Source organism: Stenotrophomonas sp. YJH_SMC_69, assembly GCF_059370495.1.
The window spans coordinates 1-19,998 of the sequence record NZ_JCAFTS010000017.1; the positions used below are offsets into that span (position 1 = coordinate 1).

Sequence of the window (19,998 nt, forward strand, 5' to 3'; positions counted from 1 at the left end):
CGATTCATAATCCGGGCGGATCCCCGGCCCGGCGCAGCGCGCCGGGCGTTCGCCGACGGTGCGGCCCATGGGCCGCAAACACCGCCGGCTCACCCGCTACAACGGCAAGCCGGTCGACCCGCAGCAGTACCTGCCGGCGCGTTGAGGCAGTGGGATCGGGTGGCGCCGGGCAATGCTCGGCGTTCCCGACCTGTAGCGTCGAGCCGTGCTCGACTCACTGTACGCTGGCCGCCGTGGGTGGCCGTTTGCGACCTTGAGTGGCACATCTCAAGCTTCCCGACAAGCCAGGGAAGCGGCATGCTTCAACGGAACCAGCCTCCCGATCCGGTGCCGCATGTCTCGCCCAACAGCCCTTTTCGCGCTGCTCATCGTCGCGCCGTTGGCGACCGCCGCCAGCGATCCACGTGACGTGGTCACCCGCCTCTACGACGCCATCCAGGCGCCGCAGTCGAACGAAACGGCGATTGCTCCGCTGCTGGGTGATGCCCTCCGCTCAGCCATCGATGCGCAGCGTGCATATGAACAGGCCTGCACCGCACTGGCCGCGCCCGACGAGAAGCCGCACATGCTCGACCAGAGCCCGTATCTGTTGGCGCCGGACCGGCCGGAGACGATAACGGTGGGAGCGCCAGGATCGAGCGGTGACGCCACCTGGGTCCATGTCGACATGGCCGTGGGCGACTATCGCTGGACCGACCGGGTCCTGCTGCAGCGGCAGGGCCCGGACTGGAAGGTCATGGATATCCGCTGGGGGCAGGGTGGCAACCTGATCGGTCGGCTACAGGCGTTCTCCGCGTTCCGCTGCACACCTTCGGGCAGCTAGTGCCGGGGCGCACCCGGCGGCTCGAACTCAGCCTTCCAGGATGAAGGCGGCCGCGACCTTGCGGCCTTCGCCGGCCAGAATGTTGAAGGTGCGCGCTGCGGCCGGATTGTTCATCACCTCCAGGCCGATGCCACGCGACAGACAGGCGGCCATCACCACCGCGGGCGGGAATACCTGACGGTCTCCCGTGCCGAGCACGATCAGCGCCGGATTCAGCGCCAGGATCGGCTCCAGGTCCGCCAACTGCAGCGCGGCGGCACTTGCCACCGGCCAGTGCGTGACCAGTTGGTCCGGGGTGAGGAAGAAACTGCCGCCCAGCACCTGCTCATTCACCTTGGCCGAGCGGCCATCTGCGGCACGCAGGCTGTAGGCGTAATCCGGCGGTTCGTGGTTCAGCTGCATGACGGTAGGGCGATCAGCCGCGCGGCAGCACGATCTGGCGCTGTTCCTTGCTCGGGCGGTACAGCACGGCGACGTGGCCGATGCGCTGCACCAGCGCGCTTTCGGTGGCTTCGACGATCTCGCCGATCATCGCGTCACGGGCGTCGCGATCCTCTGCGGCGACCTTCACCTTGACCAGTTCGTGGCGCTCCAGCACTTCGTTCAGCTCAGCGATGAAGGCTGGGGTCACACCCTTGCCGCCGGTCTGCAGCAGGGCCTTCAGGTCGTGGGCTTGGCCGCGCAGGAAACGGGTCTGGGAGGCGGTCAGGGCGATGGACATGCAGGAAAACACGGTTGAATGGGACGATCAGGGTATCATGAGGACCCCATCAGCCCCTATTTTCAATGGCTACCCGCAGCAAAAGCAGCCAGCGCTGGCTCAAGGAACACTTCTCCGACCCCTTCGTGAAGAAGGCGCAGGCCGAGGGCATGCGCTCGCGCGCCGCCTACAAGCTCGAGGAGCTGCTCGAACGTGACCGCCTGCTGAAGCCGCACATGGTGGTGGTCGACCTTGGCGCGGCCCCCGGTGGCTGGTCTCAGCAGGTCCGGAGACAGATCGGCGACACCGGTCGCGTGCTGGCGCTGGACATCCTGGACATGCCGCCGCTGGCCGGCGTGGAGTTCCTTCATGGTGACTTCAGGGAAGAAGCCGTCCTATCGCAGTTTGAAGCCATGCTCGGGGATCAGCCGGTAGACCTTGTGCTGTCGGACATGGCCCCCAATAAGAGCGGTGTGGGTGCGGTCGACCAGCCGCGGATGATGCACCTGGCGGAGCTGGCCCTGGATTTTGCCGACAACCACCTGAAGACCGGTGGGGCGTTCCTGATCAAGCTGTTCCAGGGTGAGGGCTTTGACGACTACGTGCGCGACATGCGCCGCCGTTACGACAAGGTCTCCATCCGCAAGCCGGAGGCGTCGCGCAAGCGCTCTCCCGAGGTGTATGCCTTGGGTCAGGGAAAACGCGCCCACATGAAGTAAGCTCGCAACGTACGCAAGTTCGACCCCAACGCAACGCCAGCACTGAGAGGAACACCGGAGCCAATGAGGATGAACGACTTGACCAAGAACCTCCTGCTATGGGTGGTCGTCGCCGTCGTGCTGATGGTGGTCTTCCAGAGCTTCTCGCCGAAGTCCTCCGGGGCCGGCGCGCAGGGCGCGTCGTACTCGCAGTTCCTGGACCAGGTGGACAGCGGCAACGTGCAGAAGGTCGCCTTCGGCGGCGACATGCGCGGCGGCACCAGCCAGCTGACCTACACCACCCGCGGTGGGCAGTCGTCCACCATCACCGCGCCGTTCGATCGTGACCTGATCAACGTGCTGCGCACCAAGAACGTGGAGATCGTGCAGGAGGAGCCGTCCAGCGGCATTTCCCTGGGCGCGATCCTGATGAATTTCCTGCCGGTCATCCTGATCATCGGCTTCTGGCTGTTCATCATGCGCCAGATGCAGGGCGGTGGCGGCGGTGCCAAGGGCGCGATGTCCTTCGGCAAGTCGCGCGCCAAGCTGCAGGGCGAGGACCAGATCAAGGTCACCTTCGCCGACGTCGCCGGCTGCGACGAGGCCAAGGAAGAAGTGGGTGAGCTGGTCGACTTCCTGCGCGACCCGTCCAAGTTCACCAAGCTGGGCGGCAAGATTCCGCGCGGCGTGCTGATGGTGGGCCCGCCGGGTACCGGCAAGACGCTGCTGGCCAAGGCCATTGCCGGCGAAGCCAAGGTGCCGTTCTTCTCGATCTCCGGTTCGGACTTCGTGGAAATGTTCGTCGGCGTGGGCGCCAGCCGCGTGCGTGACATGTTCGAGCAGGCCAAGAAGCACGCCCCGTGCATCATCTTCATCGACGAAATCGACGCCGTCGGTCGCCACCGTGGCGCCGGCCTGGGCGGCGGTCATGACGAGCGCGAGCAGACCCTGAACCAGCTGCTGGTCGAGATGGACGGTTTTGAAGGCGGCGAAGGCGTGATCGTGATCGCCGCGACCAACCGTCCGGACGTGCTGGATCCGGCGCTGCTGCGTCCGGGCCGTTTCGACCGCCAGGTGGTGGTCGGCCTGCCGGACGTGAAGGGCCGCGAGCACATCCTGAAGGTCCACATGCGCAAGCTGCCGCTGGCCGACGATGTCGAGCCGATGGTGATCGCACGTGGTACCCCGGGCTTCTCCGGCGCCGACCTGGCCAACCTCTGCAACGAGGCGGCCCTGTTCGCCGCGCGCGGCAACGAGAAGGAAGTCCGCATGGACCACTTCGACCGTGCCCGCGACAAGATCCTGATGGGTGCCGAGCGCCGCTCGATGGCCATGAGCGAGGACGAGAAGACCCTGACCGCGTACCACGAAGCGGGTCACGCCATCGTCGGCCGCCTGGTGCCCGAGCACGATCCGGTCTACAAGGTCACCATCATTCCGCGCGGCCGTGCGCTGGGCGTGACGATGTACCTGCCGGAAGGCGACAAGTACTCGATGAACCGCGTGGCGATCCAGTCGCAGCTGTGCTCCCTGTACGGCGGCCGTGTCGCCGAAGAGCTGATCTTCGGCGAGGACAAGGTCACCACCGGCGCCTCCAACGACATCGAGCGCGCAACCAAGATGGCCCGCAACATGGTCACCAAGTGGGGCCTGTCGGAGCAGCTCGGCCCGATCGCCTATGGCGAAGAGGACGACGAGGTGTTCCTGGGGCGTTCGGTCACCCAGCACAAGAGCGTGTCCAACGACACGGCGCGCCGGATCGACGAGGAAGTGCGCAACATCCTCGACAAGGCCTATGCCCGCACCACCCAGCTGTTGACCGAGAACATCGACAAGCTGCATGCGATGTCGCAGCTGCTGCTGCAGTACGAGACCATCGACGCACCGCAGATCGACGCCATCATGGAAGGCCGCGATCCGCCGCCGCCGGCGGGCTGGAGCAAGTCGAACAAGGACGGTGGCAACGACAAGGGCGGCGACGCCCGCCCGCTGCCGCCGATCGCAGGCCCGGCCGAATCGCATTGACGGCCCGCTGCACGTGACACCAGACGAGGCCGGGGAAACCCGGCCTTGTCGTTTCCGGGCCTTCGGCCCCTTCCGAACCGAACTGATGCTGGAGCCTGCATGTCCGCCCCGAAGCCTGAACCGATTTCCCACACCGCCGAAATGATCATCGCCACCGTGGTCGGCGTGGGCGTAGGGCTGGGCGCCGACAACCTGCTGCTGGGCTGCGTGGTGGGTATCGGTGTCGGCATCGTGCTGAGCATCGCCAGAACCCTGTACGTGGACCGCAAGCGCCGCCGCCGTTGAGGGGTGTCCGCAGGGCTGCGCCCTGCACCCGCGGTAGTGCCGGCCGCTGGCCGGCAACCTCAGCAGCAACAGCAACAGCAACAGCAACAGCTGCATTCCGCGATTTGGTGGGGCGGTGTCGGAGGGCGGGGACGCCGTGAACCCATCCATGGGGGCTTGGCAGCCGCATCCATACGGCTGACACCCCGCCCTCCGACACCGCCCCACCTCTGACAGATTCCGGCCGCTGTTGGCAGGTGTCGACCTTGGTCGACACGGTAGATCCACGCCATGCGTGGATGAATCTCTGTCAGATATCGAATCAATTCGGGGTCAGATCCGTTTTCCGTAGGAAAACGGATCTGACCCCACGCCATCCCTCAGTACACCTGCTGTTGCTTCGGCTGTTGCTTCAGCTGTTGCTTCAGCTGTTGCTGTAGCCCGGGCCTCTGCGGGTGCAGGGCGCCGCCCTGCCGAACTAAACTACCCGCCGTCGTCCCTGCAGGATTGCCCATGTTCGATACCTCGCCCCAGCTCGATTGCGCCGGCCGCATCCTGCGCCTCGACCGTGCCCGGGTCATGGGCATCGTCAACGTCACCCCGGACTCCTTCTCCGATGGCGGCGCGCATGACACCACCGAGGCTGCGGTCGCCCATGGCCTGAAGCTGGTCGAGGAGGGCGCCGACCTGCTCGATATCGGCGGCGAATCGACCCGCCCGGGCGCTGCGCCGGTCTCGGTCGAGGAGGAACTGCGCCGGGTGATTCCGGTAATCGAGCAGCTGGCCGCCCGCACCCGGGTGCCGATCAGCATCGATACCTTCAAGCCGGAGGTGATGCGCGCGGCGGTGGCCGCTGGCGCCGGCATGATCAACGACATCTTCGCCCTGCGCCAGGGCGGTGCGCTTGAAGCTGCCGCCGAAACCGGCGTGCCGGTGGTGCTGATGCACATGCAGGGCGAGCCGGGCCACATGCAGGCCGATCCGCACTACGACGACGTGGTCGCCGAGGTGCATGGTTTCCTGGTGCAGCGCCTGTTCGCTGCCGAGATGGCGGGCATCGCGAAGAAGAACCTGCTGATCGACCTTGGTTTTGGCTTCGGCAAGAGCACCGCCCACAACATGACCCTGCTGGCGCGTTCGGAGCGCTTCCTGGAACTGGGGGTGCCGGTGCTGGCCGGCCTGTCACGCAAGCGCAGCCTGGGAGAACTCACTGGCCGCGACACGCCCTCCGAACGCGTGGCGGCTTCGGTGGCCGCGCACCTGATCGCGGTCCAACGTGGCGCGCGCATCGTGCGCGTGCATGACGTGGCGGCCACCGTCGATGCGCTGAAGATCTGGCAGGCAGTGGAGGCCGTGCCGACGCCCCGTGCCGACGCTGCGCCGACGATCCTCTGGCCGGACGAAGACTGATGGGCGTCGATCGGCGGCCGCTGGCGATCGCCGTGATGGGGCCGACCGCCAGTGGCAAGACCGCCACCGCAATCGCTTTGGCACAGCAACTGGACGGCGAAATCGTCAGCGTCGATTCGGCGCTGGTATACCGCCACCTGGACATCGGCTCGGCCAAGCCTGATGCGGCCGAGCGTGCACAGGCGCCGCACCATCTGCTGGACCTGCGCGATCCCTGGCAGACCTATTCGGCGGCCGAGTTCGCCGCCGATGCCGGCCGGGTCGTGGCCGACATCGTGGCACGCGGCAAAACGCCGATCCTGGCAGGTGGCACGGGGCTGTACTTCCGGGCCCTGCTGCAGGGCCTGTCGCCGATGCCGGAGGCCGACCCGGTGATGCGCGAAGCACTCAGCACCGAGGCGGCCGAGCGGGGCTGGGCGGCATTGCACGCAGAGCTGGCCGAGGTCGATCCGGCCGCCGCCGCACGCATCCATGCCACCGACCCGCAACGCATCCAGCGGGCACTGGAGGTCTATCGCCTGACCGGCACGCCCATCACTGAATGGCAGCGCCGTCCGGGCGTAGCGCCGCTGCCGGTGCGCACCCTCAAGCTGATCCTGGCCCCGCGTGACCGCGCGGTACTGCACCAGCGCATCGAGGCGCGCTTCGACACCATGCTGGCGCAGGGCTTCCTGGACGAAGTGCGGGCACTGCGCGCGATGCCGGAAATGGCCGCCGTGGAGGCCCCGTTGGACCTGCCGGCGGTGCGTGCGGTCGGCTATCGCCAGGCCTGGGAGTACCTGGACGGGGAGGGTGATGCCGCCCGTTTCCGTGACAAGGCGATCTTCGCCACCCGCCAGCTGGCCAAGCGCCAGCTGACGTGGCTGCGCGGCGAGCTTGATGCGCGCTGGTTCGACCCCCATATCGACCAGGAGCGCCTTGCCGGCGCGGTGTCGGCCTTCGTCGCACGCTGAACCCCCGCCAGCCGTGTAACATCATCGGTCGGCGGGCGGCTCGGGGGCCGTGGCAACCGTCGGCAACCCAATAAGAACAATAATCAGGAGTGTGCAATGTCCAAGGGGCAATCGCTGCAGGATCCTTTCTTGAACGCACTGCGGCGCGAGCGCGTGCCGGTTTCGGTGTACCTGGTGAACGGCATCAAGCTGCAGGGCACGATCGAGTCGTTCGACCAGTTCGTGGTCCTGCTGCGCAACACGGTCAGTCAGATGGTCTACAAGCACGCCATTTCCACGGTGGTTCCGGCACGCAACGTGAAGGTCGGTCCGGGCGGTGGTTACGTGCAGTCGGGTGAAGGTGGTCAGGCAGGTGATGAAGCAGACGAGTAATACCGGAGCGGTGAATGTTTGACCGCTCGAAAAAGGGCGAACACGCCCTGTTGATCCAGCCCCATTTCGGCAAGCTGGAAGACGATGTGCTGGAAGAGTTCGGTGATCTGGCCCGCTCGGCTGGGGCCAGCATCGCCGCGACGATCACCGCGCGCCTGGACCGTCCGAATCCGTCAACCCTGATCGGCAGCGGCAAGCTGGACGAGATCAAGGCCGCGGCCGATGCCAGTGGCGCCGACCTGATCCTGGTCAACCATGCGCTGAGCCCGGGTCAGGAGCGCAACCTGGAACGCTTCCTCGAGCGCCGGGTGATCGACCGCACCGGTCTGATCCTGGACATCTTTGCCCAGCGTGCACACAGCCACGAGGGCAAGCTGCAGGTCGAGCTGGCGCAGCTGCGTCACCTGGCTACGCGATTGGTTCGCGGCTGGACCCACCTGGAGCGCCAGCGCGGCGGTTCGATCGGCCTGCGTGGCCCGGGTGAAACCCAGCTGGAAACCGACCGCCGCCTGTTGCAGAAGCGGGTCGAGCAGCTGCAGAAGCGCCTGGAGAAGGTTGAAGTGCAGCGCACCCAGATGCGCCGTGCGCGTGTGCGCAGCGAGCTGCCGCGCGTGGCCCTGGTGGGCTACACCAACGCCGGCAAATCGACCCTGTTCAACGCCATGACGGGCGCCGAGGCCTATGCCGCCGACCAGCTGTTCGCCACGCTGGACCCGACCGTGCGCCGCATCGCGGTCCCGGGCGGCAGCGTGGTGCTGGCCGACACCGTCGGTTTCGTCCGCGACCTGCCGCATGATCTGGTCGCCGCGTTCCGCTCGACGCTGTCCGAGGCACGCGAGGCCGATTTCCTGCTGCATGTGGTCGACGCCGCCGATCCGCACCGCGAGGAGCGCATCGCCCAGGTGGACGAGGTGCTGACCGCGGTCGGTGCCGGTGACCTGCCGCAGCTGCTGGTGTTCAACAAGATCGACCGCATCGACGGTGCCGACGTCCGCCACGATGGCCAGGATGGCGTGCCCGACGAGTCGCGTCGTGAACGTGTCTGGATTTCCGCGCGTGACGGGCAGGGCCTTGAGCTGCTGCAGGCAGTGCTGGGCAAGCGCCTGGGCCTGCAGCACGTGACCGGTGAATTGCGCCTGCCGCCGGATGCCGGCCGCCTGCGTGCGCGCCTGCACCAGCTGGAAGTGATCCGCAGCGAACAGGCCGATGAAGAGGGCTGGCTGCTGCAGGTGGACCTGCCGATTGCCGAAGCCGAGAAGCTGGCCGCCAGTGCCGATGGCGCGCCGATCCGGGCGCTGCTGCCGGAGAAACTGCCGGAGTGGTGAGCTAGCGGCCCATGGCTGGTAGTGCCGGCCGCTGGCCGGCAACGCAATCGTGCCGGAGGGGCGCGACATCCGGCTGTCATCTGCGGTACAACGGGGTTCTTCACCCCACCGTCATGCCGATGTCCATCCCCACCGACGCCGATCTCAATGCCCAGTCCGCCGCGCTCGGGCAGCGCCTGCAACAGGCCTCGCTGCAGCTGGTCACGGCCGAAAGCTGCAGTGGCGGCTGGATCGCCAAGTGCATGACCGACATCGCCGGTTCTTCGGCGTTCTTCGACTGCGGCATGGTGGTCTACAGCTATGAAGCCAAGCAGCGCCTGCTGGGCGTGCGTGCGCAGACGCTGGAACAGTTCGGCGCGGTCAGTCGCGAAACCGTTCTGGAGATGGTGTCCGGTGCGCTGGTCAATTCCGGTGCCGGCATCGCCGTGGCGGTGACCGGTATCGCCGGCCCCGGCGGAGGCAGTCCGGACAAGCCAGTCGGCAGTGTCTGGATCGGCTGGAAGCGCCGCGGTGGCTACGCCCGCGCCGAGCTGTTCCAGTTCGATGGCGACCGCGAAGCCATCCGCCGGCAAACCGTGGCGGCGGCATTGCGCGGTATCGACGCCCAGCTGTGACATGCTGCTCCGGTAACCGTCCGGAGCACGCATGATGTGGGAAACGCTGGGCACGGTCCGTGACCTGGGCCGACTGCAGGAAATCGCCGTTGTCCTGATCCGCTACGGCTTCGGCGACGTGGTTCGGCGCATCGGCCTGGCCAGCACGCTGGAGCGGGCAGGGCGCCTGTTGCACTGGAACGAGGACCGGCAGGAGCTGCTGCGGATGACCGCACCGGTGCGCGTGCGCAGTGCGATGCAGGATCTTGGCCCGACCTTCGTCAAGCTTGGCCAGGTGCTGGCAACGCGCGTCGACCTGTTGCCGCCGGAGTGGATTGCCGAGCTGTCCGAACTGCAGAACGCGGTGCCGGCCCTGCCGTACGCCGAGATCCGCGGGCAGCTCGAAGCCGACCTGGGCGCGTCGCCGGCGGAGGTATTCGCCTTCCTTGACGAAACCCCGATGGCCGCCGCCTCGCTGGCGCAGGCCCATCGCGCCCGGCTGCATGATGGTCGTGAGGTGGTGCTGAAGGTGCGGCGTCCCGGCATCCGTGACGTGGTCGAGGCCGACCTGCGGCTGCTGGCGCGGCTGGCCGAGATCGTCGAGGCCCGGTTGCCGGACCTGCGTCGCTATCGCCCGGCCGAGGTCGTGCAACAGTTCACCGTATCGCTGCGCCGCGAGCTGGATTTTGCCGCCGAATGCCGCAATGCCGAACGCATCGCGCGCAACTTCAGCGGCCGTGACGACATACTGATTCCGAAGGTGCACTGGCAGTGGACCTGCGAGAGCCTGAACGTGCAGGACTTCGTCGACGGCATTCCCGGCCGCGATCTGGCTGGCGTCGATGCGGCGGGCCTGGACCGGCGCGAGCTGGCGCGGCGTGGTGCCGGCATCGTGCTGAAGATGGTGCTGGAGGACGGCAGCTTCCACGCCGATCCACACCCCGGCAACATCATCTACCTGCGTGACGGCCGCATCGGCGTGATCGATTTCGGCATGGTCGGTGCGCTGTCCGAAGTGCGCCGCTTCCAGGTCGCGCAACTGCTGCACGGCCTGGTCGAGCAGGACCCGCAGGGCGTGGCCGACGTGCTGCTGGACTGGGCCGGCGGCGTGGAAGTGGACGAGAACCGGCTGCAGCACGACATCAGCCAGTTCGTCGACCAGTACCGTGGCGTGCCGCTGAAGGATCTGCGCATCGGCCTGATGCTGGGCGACATCACCCAGCTGCTGCGCAGCTACAGCCTGACTCTGCCGGCCGACCTGGCACTGATGATCAAGGCCTTCCTTACCCTGGAAGGCATGGGCCGGCAGCTGGATCCGGATTTCGACATGGCCAGCGCCGCCCGCCCGTTCCTGGAGCGTGTGGTGCTGCAGCGTTATGCGCCCAGGGCGCTGCTCAAGCGCGGCCGGCGCAGCCTGTTGGGCCTGGTCGACTTCGCCGGCGAGTTGCCGCGCGACCTGCGCAAGCTGGTCCAGGCAGCGCGCCGTGGGCGCCTCCAGCTGAAGGTGGAGACCACCGCGCTGCAGGGCTTTGGCGAGCAGGTGAACCGGGCCGCGAACCGACTGGTGGTGGGCGTGATCACGGCCGCGCTGATCATCGGCTCGTCGATCGTGATGCACAGCGTCGGCGGGGTTTCCAGCCGCTGGTTGCTGGCGCTGGGCGTGTGCGGATTCATCGGCGCCGGCTTCTGCGGCGTATGGATCCTGGTTTCGATATGGAGAAGCGGCAAGCACACGTAGGCAGGTGCACGAAGTGCGCCTGTTGCGGTTCCACAGGAACCGCAGAATCGCGCAGCGATTCCTGTAGAGCCGAGCCATGCTCGGCTGCTCTTGCCTGGGTCGGCCCCGTCATTCGCGCGACTGCCGAGCATGCCTCGGCCCAACAAGCCCGCACCACCCCGATCGCCCCGGCACTTGCAGTCGCGCATATTAGTAGTAATACTACTAACCATGGACCTGACCGACACCCAGCAGGCGATCCTGCAGTTGATCGCCGAGCGTATCGAGAGCGAAGGCGCACCGCCGTCGCAGACTGAAATCGCACGCGCATTCGGCTTCAAGGGCGTGCGCGCGGCCCAGTACCACCTGGAAGCCCTGGAGCAGGCCGGTGCGATCCGTCGCGTCCCGGGTCAGGCCCGCGGCATCCGCCTGGTGCAGGCACCGCCGGTCGAGAAGCTGGCCGAGCCGGGCCTGGCCGACAGCGTGCTGCGGCTGCCGGTGCTGGGCCGGGTTGCGGCCGGCCTGCCGATCGGTGCCGACATCGGCTCGGACGATTTCGTGGTGCTGGACCGGGTGTTCTTCTCGCCGGCGCCGGACTACCTGCTGAAGGTGCAGGGCGACTCGATGATCGATGAGGGCATCTTCGACGGTGACCTGATCGGCGTGCACCGCACCCGCGACGCCCATTCCGGGCAGATCGTGGTGGCCCGCATCGATGACGAGATCACGGTCAAGCTGCTGAAGATCGCCAAGGATCGCATCCGCCTGCTGCCGCGCAATCCCGACTACAAGCCGATCGAGGTGCTGCCGGATCAGGACTTCGCGATCGAGGGCCTCTATTGCGGCCTGTTGCGGCCCAACCGTTGACCCGTTCCGTAGCGCATTACCCCGCGGTCTTTTGTGGCGATTCTCTGGTTCCACTGAGGTTGGTACGGATGTCCGATAATTCTTTTCAGAGCGCCGGGCAGAATCTCAGCCTGTGCGATACGTCCGACTTAAAGTGAGCCCATGGCAAAGAAGACCCCCAAAGACAGCACCTCCAACGACACGACCTCTGCAAGGACCAATCCGATGGACGAGAACAAGAAGCGCGCCCTCGCTGCAGCTCTGGGCCAGATCGAAAAGCAGTTCGGCAAGGGCTCGGTGATGCGCATGGGCGACCGCGTGGTCGAGCCCGTCGAAGCCATCCCGACCGGTTCGCTGATGCTCGACATCGCGCTGGGCATTGGTGGTCTGCCAAAGGGCCGTGTCGTTGAGATCTACGGGCCGGAATCCTCGGGCAAGACCACCTTGACCCTGCAGGCCATCGCCGAATGCCAGAAGATGGGCGGCACCGCGGCCTTCATCGACGCCGAGCACGCGCTGGACCCGATCTACGCCGCCAAGCTGGGCGTGAACGTGGACGACCTGCTGCTGTCGCAGCCGGACACCGGTGAGCAGGCGCTGGAAATCGCCGACATGCTGGTCCGTTCGGGTTCGGTGGACATCCTGGTGATCGACTCGGTTGCCGCGCTGACCCCGAAGGCCGAAATCGAAGGCGAGATGGGCGACCAGCTGCCAGGCCTGCAGGCCCGCCTGATGAGCCAGGCGCTGCGCAAGCTGACCGGCAACATCAAGCGCTCCAACACCCTGGTGATCTTCATCAACCAGCTGCGCATGAAGATCGGCGTGATGATGCCGGGCCAGAGCCCGGAAACCACCACCGGTGGCAACGCGCTCAAGTTCTACGCCTCGGTCCGCCTGGACATCCGCCGTATCGGCGCGATCAAGAAGGGTGACGAGATCATCGGTAACCAGACCAAGATCAAGGTCGTCAAGAACAAGCTGGCACCTCCGTTCAAGCAGGTCATCACCGAAATCCTGTATGGCGAAGGCATCAGCCGTGAAGGCGAGCTGATCGACATGGGTGTGGATGCCAAGCTGGTGGAGAAGGCTGGCGCCTGGTACAGCTACGGTGAAGAACGCATTGGCCAGGGCAAGGACAACGCCCGCGGCTACCTGCGCGACAACCCGACTGTCGCCGCCAAGCTCGAGGCCGAGCTGCGCGAGAAATTCCAGCCGGCCGAAGCGGCCCGCGAGGAAGGCGACGACGAAGGCGAAGACGAATAAGGCTTGCTGTGGGGCAGGGTGGCGCCGTCAGTGACGTCGCCCTGTCCCGCAGGTTCGAATCGCCCAGGGATGGGCTGGGCGCCACGGATGGCGCCACCCTTGGAGTACCCATGTCCGACGCCGAAGACATTCCGACCGGCCGCAAGCGCCGGCCGCGCGAGCAGACCCCCGTGCAACGGGCGTTGGGCCTGCTGGTCCGCCGCGAGCACTCGCGCAAGGAACTCACCCGCAAGCTGACGGCCCGTGGCATCGAAGACGAAGCCGCGCAGGCCGCTGTCGCCAAGTTGACCGAGGCCGGCTGGCAGGACGACACCCGTTTTGCCGAGAACCTGGTGAGGATGCGCGCCAACACCGGTTATGGGCCGATCCATGTCCGCGCCGAGCTGGGGACCCATGGCCTGGACAGTGCCGCGATTGCCGCAGCGATGGACAGCTACGAAGGCGACTGGCAGGAAAACGCCCGTGATCTGGTCCGCCGACGCTTTGGCGAGGCCGGCCCGCAGGACCTGACGCAGCGGCGCAAGGCTGCCGATCTGCTGGCCCGGCGGGGCTTCGACGGCGACAGCATCCGCCGCGCGACCCGCTACGACCCGGATGACTGAGACTGGCGGCGCCGGGCCTGATACCCTTTAGGTTTTCGGCGGTCCCTCGCGACCCTGGCCAACGCGGCCGGTGGTCCGGGTCCGCCGGCCCGCAGACTGCCAGCCCCCAATGAACGCATCCGCCAAATTCACGACATCCCAGATCCGCAGCGACTTCCTTGAGTTCTTCAAGGGTAAAGGCCACACCATCGTGCCGTCGGCGCCGCTGGTGCCGGGCAATGATCCGACCCTGCTGTTCACCAACTCCGGCATGGTGCAGTTCAAGGACGTGTTCCTTGGCGCGGAAAAGCGCAGCTACGTGCGCGCGGCCGACGTGCAGCGCTGCCTGCGCGCGGGCGGGAAGCACAACGACCTCGACCAGGTCGGCTACACCGCGCGCCACCACACCTTCTTCGAAATGCTGGGCAACTGGTCGTTCGGCGACTACTTCAAGAAGGACGCGATCGCCTGGGCCTGGGAGCTGCTGACCCAGGTCTGGAAGCTGCCGGCCGAACGCCTGCTGGTCACCGTGTACCAGACCGACGACGAAGCCTACGAACTGTGGCGCGACATGGTCGGCGTTCCGGAAGAGCGCATCGTACGCATCGGCGACAACAAGGGCGCGCCGTTCGCTTCGGACAACTTCTGGCAGATGGCCGACACCGGCCCGTGCGGCCCGTGCACCGAGATCTTCTACGACCACGGTGATCATATTGCCGGTGGTCCCCCGGGTTCCCCGGACGAAGACGGCGACCGTTTCATCGAGATCTGGAACCTGGTGTTCATGCAGTTCGACCGCCAGCCCGACGGCACCCTGGTGCCGCTGCCGGCGCCGTGCGTGGATACCGGCATGGGCCTGGAGCGCCTGGCGGCGATCCTGCAGCACGTGCACACCAACTATGAGATCGACCTGTTCCAGGCGCTGATCCGCAAGGCTTCCGAGCTGACCGGCACCGCCGACCTGGAGAACAAGTCGCTGCGCGTGATTGCCGACCACATCCGTGCCTGTTCGTTCCTGATCGTCGATGGCGTGCTGCCGTCCAACGAAGGCCGCGGTTACGTGCTGCGCCGTATCATCCGCCGCGCCCTGCGCCATGGCTGGATGCTGGGTGTGCGCCAGCCGTTCTTCAGCAAGCTGGTGCCGACCCTGGTCGAGCAGATGGGCGAGGCCTATCCAGAGCTGCCGGCGGCGGTGGACACCGTCACCCGTGCGCTGCAGGCCGAAGAAGAGCGTTTCGCCGAAACCCTCGACGCCGGCATGAAGATCTTCGAGGACGTGGCCGGCAAGGCCAGCAATGGCGTGATCCCGGGCGTTGACGCGTTCCGCCTGTACGACACTTATGGCTTCCCGCTCGACCTGACCCAGGACATTGCCCGCGAGCGCGACCTGACCGTCGACATCGCCGGCTTCGATGCCGCGATGGAACAGCAGCGCGAAACCGCACGGGCGGCCGGCAAGTTCGGCGGCGGCGTGACCCTGCCGGCCGAGCTGGTGGCAACGCTGAGCCCGACCCGGTTCCTGGGCTATGACCGCCTGCAGGCCGACGGTCTGAGCGTGCTGGCCCTGCTCAAGGACGGTCGTCCGGTGCAGTCGGCCGATGCCGGTGATTCGGTCATCGTCATCACCAACCAGACCCCGTTCTATGCCGAATCCGGCGGCCAGGTCGGTGACACCGGCGTGCTGGCTGGCAACGGCGTGCGCCTGGCGGTGGAGGACACCCAGAAGTTCGCCGGCCAGTTCCATGGCCACGTCGGCACCTTGTCCGAAGGCGGCCTGAAGGTCGGCGATGTGCTGTCCGGCCAGGTCGATGGCGAGCGCCGTGGCGCCACCATCCTCAACCACTCGGCCACCCACCTGCTGCACGCCGCGCTGCGCGAAGTGCTGGGCACCCACGTGCAGCAGAAGGGCTCGCTGGTCGCGCCGGACCGCCTGCGTTTCGACTTCTCGCACTTCCAGCCGATCAGCGCGGAAGAGCTGGCGGTGATCGAGCGCAAGGTCAACCAGCAGGTGCGTGCCAACAACGCCGCTGAAGTGCACACCATGGCCATGCAGGAAGCGCTGGACTTCGGCGCGATGGCCCTGTTCGGCGAGAAGTACGGTGAGCACGTGCGCGTGCTGAAGATGGGTGACTACTCCACCGAGCTGTGCGGTGGCACCCACGTCAACCGTACCGGCGACATCGGTCTGTTCAAGATCACCTCCGAGGGCGGTGTTTCCGCCGGCGTGCGCCGCATCGAGGCGGTTACCGGCCAGGGTGCCCTGGACTACGTGGACGCCGAAGAGGCCCGCCTGGCCGAGGCCGCTGAACTGCTCGGTGGCAGCGCTGCCGACGTGGTCGAGAAGATCCGTGCCCTCGGCCAGCGCCAGAAGCAGCTGGAACGCGAACTGGAGGCGGTGAAGGCCAAGGTCGCCGCCGGTGCCACGGCCGACCTGTCCGGCCAGGCCGTCGAGGTCGCCGGCGTGAAGGTGCTGGCTGCCCGCCTGGAGGGCTTCGACGCCAAGGCCCTGCGTGACGCCATGGACCGCCTGAAGCAGCAGCTGGGCGACGCGGTGATCGTGCTGGCCGGTGCCCAGGACGGCAAGGCCGCCCTGGTCGCGGGTGTGAACGGCAGCGCAATGGGCAAAGTCAAGGCCGGGGAACTGTTGTCCCATATCGCCGGTCAGATCGGGGGCAAGGGCGGCGGACGCCCGGACCTCGCCCAGGGTGGTGGCGAGGACGGGCCCGCCCTTGCCACTGCGCTGGCTGCAGTCGTCGAATGGGTCAGCCCCCGCCTGTGATGAACCCTGCCGTCCCCCTCCTTGTAGGAGCGGGACGGCTGACGGTACCATTGCGAATCTTTTCCCTTTGTCGTGGTAGCGCTTCTTGACGGAGCGTCAAGCCGGTGGGGGATACCCTTCCACACGGTTCCATGGAGACTTACAAAAATGTTGATCCTGACTCGCCGCGTCGGCGAAACCCTGATGATCGGTGACTCGGTGAGCGTCACCGTGCTTGGCGTCAAGGGTAACCAGGTGCGTATCGGCATCACTGCGCCGAAGGACGTCGCTGTGCATCGCGAAGAGATCTACCAGCGCATCCAGCGTGGTGATGAAGCCGGTGGCACCGGTAGCGAAAATTCTGCCGAATAACGCTTTACCTTCGCACTCGATTAACGTTATGATTCACGCCCCGCTGAGGTGCAACGCACCAGACGCGGAGAATACCCCGGAGTGATGCCCGAGTGGCCGAAGGGGCTCCCCTGCTAAGGGAGTATAGGGTCAAAAGCTCTATCGAGGGTTCGAATCCCTCTCACTCCGCCAGATACAAAGAAGCGCCTGCAGATCCTCGATCTGCAGGCGTTTTTCTTTATGGCCGGCCTTCAGAGCCGTATCGTCACGCCGACCTGGAAGCCCCGCCCCGGCAGGGGCGCGATGTACTTCAGCGGCGAGTTGTGCGGCCGCGCTTCTTCATTGAGCAGGTTGCTGCCATTGACGAACACTTCCACGCCTGCGATGTAGCTGTTGCGCACTGGAAGTTCGCGGCTGACCTGCAGGTCGACCAGGTTGAATGCGTCGAGCGGAATTTCCTCACTGACATTGCGACCCAGGTACTTCTGCGCGTCGTAGTAGGTGCTGGACAGTTGTGCCTTCCAGCCTTCGCGCTGCCACTGCAGGTTGGCGCCGTAGCGGTTGGTCGGCATGTTCGGCAGATACTCGCCGTCGTTGTGGGCGCGCAGCGAATCCGGGTGGTCGGCCTTGTTCTTCACCAGGTCGGCGAAGGCGGAGACGTTCAACGTGCCATAGCGGCCCAGGTCCAATGCCTGCGACGCGTCGATCTCGAAGCCCTTCACCGTGGTGTCGGTCTGCTTCCAGTACTTCAGCGGCAGGCGGTTGGCGGTCTGCAGGCCGGAATAGCCGAGATAGAGGTAGTTCTCGTACCGCATCCGGTACGCGGTGGCGGACAGCTCGAAACCGCCGAGGTGGAACAGGCCGGTCAGTTCCAGGTTCTTCGCGCGCTCCGGTTCCAGGTTCTGGTTGCCTTCTTCCTGTGTCATCACGGAATAGTGCGCGTTGCTGGCATACAGCTCGTTGATCTCCGGGGCGCGCTGTGAGGATGAGTAACGGACCTTGGCCGCGAACAAGGGGCCGAGCTCGACGTACGAGCCGAGGCTGTAGCTGTTGAGCCGGTAGTCGCGGTCCTGCAGTTTCGTGTTGGCGGCATTGCGCGCGGTCTTGAAGCGGCTGGGCTGTAGTGCGTGGTCGACCCGTTCGTGGCGTACGCCAGCATCGAAGGTAACCCAGCCGACGTCCAGCGTTTCCTTCAGGAATACCGCATTGCTGCGGGTGTCCACGTCCGGCAGGTAGCGCTGCGAGCCGCTGCCGGTGACATCACGCGACTGATGGCTGAAACCGACCAGGCCGCTGAGCGGGCCGACGCGTTGATGGCTGAGCAGCAACTCGGCCTGGGTGCTCTCGAAATCGTAGTCGTTTGCCCTGGTGGTACCCAGCCGCTCGCCTGAAGTGTTGTCCAGCCTGGACACGCGGAGTTCCGCGCGCTCGAACCACGGCAGCGGATCACGCAGCAGGGCTTCCAGCGCGTAGCGCTGCTGCTTGATCACCACGCCCACCGGCAGGCCATCGGCATGGTTGGAACCGAACGACAGGTTCTGCATCGAGAAGCCCGGCACGCCGTACTCGCTGTCCTTGGCATCGATGCTGACACCGACGTAGCCGCGGTCAAAGAACAGGGTCGAGCCGAAGGCCACCTGCGAGTTGCGCGCATGGCTGTTGCCCAGCCGATGATGGTAGTCGGGCGTCACATCATTGTTGATCTGCTTCTGCACGTATGACGGCGTGCCGGCGACATAGGCAGGGTTGACCGGGTTGATATAGGTGCGGCGCTGCCAGACCGAGGTCGGGTTGTTGGTGTAGAACGAGAATTCACCATCGGCCCAGTCAGGATTCTCGGTCATGAACTGGTCGATGTAAGGCTGCGAGGCCTTGTTGTAGATCTGCTGTACGCGTGCTTCCTTCTGGCAGCTGTCGGCCAGCGCCGAGTTGACGCCGCCGGTCGGCGGGAACAGTCGGGTGTTGCAGACACGGGCCTTGCTGTTGCCGGGGATGTCGTAGTGCGAGATGCGCTGGCGCGAGACCTGCAGGTTGGTCGAGAGGTTGCGCTGGTTGTTGAAGTTCATGCGGAAGCCCTGCGCATCGGCGGCATTGAAGCCCTTGCGCAGGACCAGTTCCATCGACTGGTCCTTGTCTTCCATGCTGCGCGAGATCAGGCCCGAATCGATCTCGACGCTGCCGCCGATCGCATTGCCGCCATAGCGCACCGTGTCCGAGGACTTGTTGACGGTGACGCTGCGCACGAACAGTGGATCGAACGGAATATTGATGTCGCCGCTGATCGCGTTCATGCCGAGGATGGACTGGCCGTCCTGCAGGATCTGCACGCGGTTGCCGCTGAGGCTGCGGATGACCGGGGCGCCCGCGTTCGGCCCGAAAGCACTGTTCTGCACGCCGGAGACGTGTTCGAGCAGGCCGCCGAGGGTGCGGTTCTGCGCCTGCGGATTGTCGACGGTGACCCGGCTGTCGATGCGCGAGGGCTGGGAGGCCTGGACCTGGAGGGTGGGGAGGGTGGGTTCGTCCGCGGCCTGGGCGGTGTGGACGGCGAACAGAATGGCAGCAGCAAGCAGGTGGCGACGCATGGCAGGACTCGTGAAGGCGAAGTGAAATGTTATAACGTAACTCTTTGTATCGGCAAGGACGGATGAGACCTTGCCGCCAGACCGAAATCGCGGGGGCGCGAATGAGGTTGCCGCGTGTTCAGCGCCCCGCCTTGCGCCGGGCGCCGATGCTGTGCACGATCCGAGGCGCTGCGCCCCACAACGCGTCACGCAGAATCTTCTTCGCTGGAACGGAGCAACGTATGAAGCTGTTGTCCGCTGTGTTGTTGTCTGCGCTTTCACTCCCCGCCGTTCCGGCGCTGGCTGTGGAGACTTCGCCTTCCCCCCTGCTGGGGCGCTGGTCGCTGGATATCGCCACGTCTGCGCTACCCGAAGCGCAGCGCCCGAAGCACGTGGTGCTCGAGTTCAAGGACGCCGGTGGTGGCCGCTGGAGCTCGCACGTGGACATCGTCCTGCACGACGGCAAGACCATGAAATCCGACGGCACGCTGGCCCTGGATGGCACGCCCGGCGCCCTGTCCGGCACCTATGGCGCGGACAAGGCCAACCTGAAACTGCCTGCACCGAACACGCTGGTGATGCAGCTGGTGGACCATGGCACGCCGGCCTCCACCCGCATCTACACCGTGGCGGATGACCAGGCGACGATGACCGAGACCAAGGCGTTCTACGGTCATGACGGTACGCCGATCCTGCAGACCAACCTGTTCAAGCGCATGCCGTAGCGATGCTGCATTCACCACGCCCGCAGGGCAGGC

At 66.1% G+C, this 19,998-nt stretch carries 19 protein-coding genes and 1 tRNA gene; 17 read left to right on the forward strand and 3 right to left on the reverse strand.

The window, feature by feature from the left end; genetic code table 11:
• Positions 1–334: 334 nt before the first annotated feature.
• Positions 335–823, forward strand: a complete 489-nt coding sequence (locus tag AC5P8F_RS19870; RefSeq protein ID WP_046429909.1) for a YqhG/Tai3 family protein — start codon at positions 335–337, stop codon at positions 821–823.
• 27 nt (positions 824–850) lie between these two features.
• Here the strand turns inward: AC5P8F_RS19870 and AC5P8F_RS19875 are convergent, their stop codons facing one another.
• Both AC5P8F_RS19875 and yhbY read right to left on the reverse strand, forming a co-directional pair.
• Positions 851–1,225 (reverse strand): Mth938-like domain-containing protein, encoded by a 375-nt coding sequence (locus AC5P8F_RS19875; protein ID WP_111205683.1) that lies wholly within the window; start codon positions 1,223–1,225, stop codon positions 851–853.
• 13 nt (positions 1,226–1,238) lie between these two features.
• Entirely contained in the window at positions 1,239–1,544 is a 306-nt protein-coding gene (gene yhbY, locus AC5P8F_RS19880) for a ribosome assembly RNA-binding protein YhbY (RefSeq protein WP_014646711.1), read from the reverse strand.
• Positions 1,545–1,609: 65 nt separating this feature from the next.
• Between yhbY and rlmE the strand changes: the two genes are divergently transcribed.
• The 15 genes from rlmE to AC5P8F_RS19955 all read left to right on the forward strand — a co-directional run bounded on the left by rlmE (position 1,610) and on the right by AC5P8F_RS19955 (position 16,871).
• Positions 1,610–2,242: a 23S rRNA (uridine(2552)-2'-O)-methyltransferase RlmE gene (gene rlmE / locus AC5P8F_RS19885; protein WP_005409014.1), complete on the forward strand. Its 633-nt coding sequence runs from the start codon at positions 1,610–1,612 to the stop codon at positions 2,240–2,242.
• 69 nt (positions 2,243–2,311) lie between these two features.
• A complete protein-coding gene (gene ftsH / locus AC5P8F_RS19890; protein WP_005409015.1) occupies positions 2,312–4,246 on the forward strand; it encodes an ATP-dependent zinc metalloprotease FtsH in 1,935 nt (644 codons plus the stop codon).
• 99 nt (positions 4,247–4,345) lie between these two features.
• Positions 4,346–4,531: a hypothetical protein gene (locus AC5P8F_RS19895; protein ID WP_014646713.1), complete on the forward strand. Its 186-nt coding sequence runs from the start codon at positions 4,346–4,348 to the stop codon at positions 4,529–4,531.
• A 492-nt stretch (positions 4,532–5,023) separates the two neighbouring features.
• A complete protein-coding gene (gene folP, locus AC5P8F_RS19900; protein WP_053495071.1) occupies positions 5,024–5,920 on the forward strand; it encodes a dihydropteroate synthase in 897 nt (298 codons plus the stop codon).
• Positions 5,920–6,873, forward strand: a complete 954-nt coding sequence (gene miaA, locus AC5P8F_RS19905; RefSeq protein WP_014646715.1) for a tRNA (adenosine(37)-N6)-dimethylallyltransferase MiaA — start codon at positions 5,920–5,922, stop codon at positions 6,871–6,873. The genes folP and miaA overlap by 1 nt, the downstream gene beginning before the upstream one ends.
• Before the next feature lie 96 nt (positions 6,874–6,969).
• Positions 6,970–7,245, forward strand: coding sequence for an RNA chaperone Hfq (gene hfq, locus AC5P8F_RS19910; protein WP_004152891.1), 276 nt, complete (start codon positions 6,970–6,972; stop codon positions 7,243–7,245).
• Positions 7,246–7,259: 14 nt separating this feature from the next.
• Positions 7,260–8,570 (forward strand): ribosome rescue GTPase HflX, encoded by a 1,311-nt coding sequence (hflX, locus tag AC5P8F_RS19915; protein WP_049405705.1) that lies wholly within the window; start codon positions 7,260–7,262, stop codon positions 8,568–8,570.
• Between the two features lie 119 nt (positions 8,571–8,689).
• Positions 8,690–9,184, forward strand: coding sequence for a CinA family protein (locus tag AC5P8F_RS19920; protein ID WP_005409020.1), 495 nt, complete (start codon positions 8,690–8,692; stop codon positions 9,182–9,184).
• A 34-nt stretch (positions 9,185–9,218) separates the two neighbouring features.
• Positions 9,219–10,901 (forward strand): 2-polyprenylphenol 6-hydroxylase, encoded by a 1,683-nt coding sequence (gene ubiB, locus AC5P8F_RS19925; protein WP_032962195.1) that lies wholly within the window; start codon positions 9,219–9,221, stop codon positions 10,899–10,901.
• Positions 10,902–11,111: 210 nt separating this feature from the next.
• Entirely contained in the window at positions 11,112–11,747 is a 636-nt protein-coding gene (lexA, locus tag AC5P8F_RS19930) for a transcriptional repressor LexA (protein WP_049442301.1), read from the forward strand.
• 204 nt (positions 11,748–11,951) lie between these two features.
• Positions 11,952–12,989 (forward strand): recombinase RecA, encoded by a 1,038-nt coding sequence (recA, locus tag AC5P8F_RS19935; protein ID WP_005412937.1) that lies wholly within the window; start codon positions 11,952–11,954, stop codon positions 12,987–12,989.
• 110 nt (positions 12,990–13,099) lie between these two features.
• Complete coding sequence (gene recX / locus AC5P8F_RS19940) at positions 13,100–13,591, forward strand: recombination regulator RecX (RefSeq protein ID WP_005409024.1); 492 nt, start codon at positions 13,100–13,102, stop codon at positions 13,589–13,591.
• 109 nt (positions 13,592–13,700) lie between these two features.
• Positions 13,701–16,349 (forward strand): alanine--tRNA ligase, encoded by a 2,649-nt coding sequence (gene alaS / locus AC5P8F_RS19945; RefSeq protein WP_126411919.1) that lies wholly within the window; start codon positions 13,701–13,703, stop codon positions 16,347–16,349.
• A 147-nt stretch (positions 16,350–16,496) separates the two neighbouring features.
• Positions 16,497–16,700 carry a carbon storage regulator CsrA gene (csrA, locus tag AC5P8F_RS19950; protein ID WP_004152909.1) on the forward strand — a complete coding sequence of 68 codons (204 nt, stop codon included), beginning with the start codon at positions 16,497–16,499 and terminating at the stop codon, positions 16,698–16,700.
• Between the two features lie 78 nt (positions 16,701–16,778).
• Positions 16,779–16,871 (forward strand) — tRNA-Ser (locus AC5P8F_RS19955).
• A gap of 59 nt (positions 16,872–16,930) precedes the next feature.
• Here the strand turns inward: AC5P8F_RS19955 and AC5P8F_RS19960 are convergent.
• Positions 16,931–19,261, reverse strand: coding sequence for a TonB-dependent receptor (locus tag AC5P8F_RS19960; protein ID WP_288494363.1), 2,331 nt, complete (start codon positions 19,259–19,261; stop codon positions 16,931–16,933).
• 221 nt (positions 19,262–19,482) lie between these two features.
• On the opposite strand from AC5P8F_RS19960, the gene AC5P8F_RS19965 reads away from it, so the two are divergent.
• The gene (locus AC5P8F_RS19965) at positions 19,483–19,965 is read left to right on the forward strand and encodes a hypothetical protein (protein WP_014646723.1); all 483 of its coding nucleotides are present in this window, start codon (positions 19,483–19,485) and stop codon (positions 19,963–19,965) included.
• The last annotated feature ends 33 nt before the right edge of the window (positions 19,966–19,998 follow it).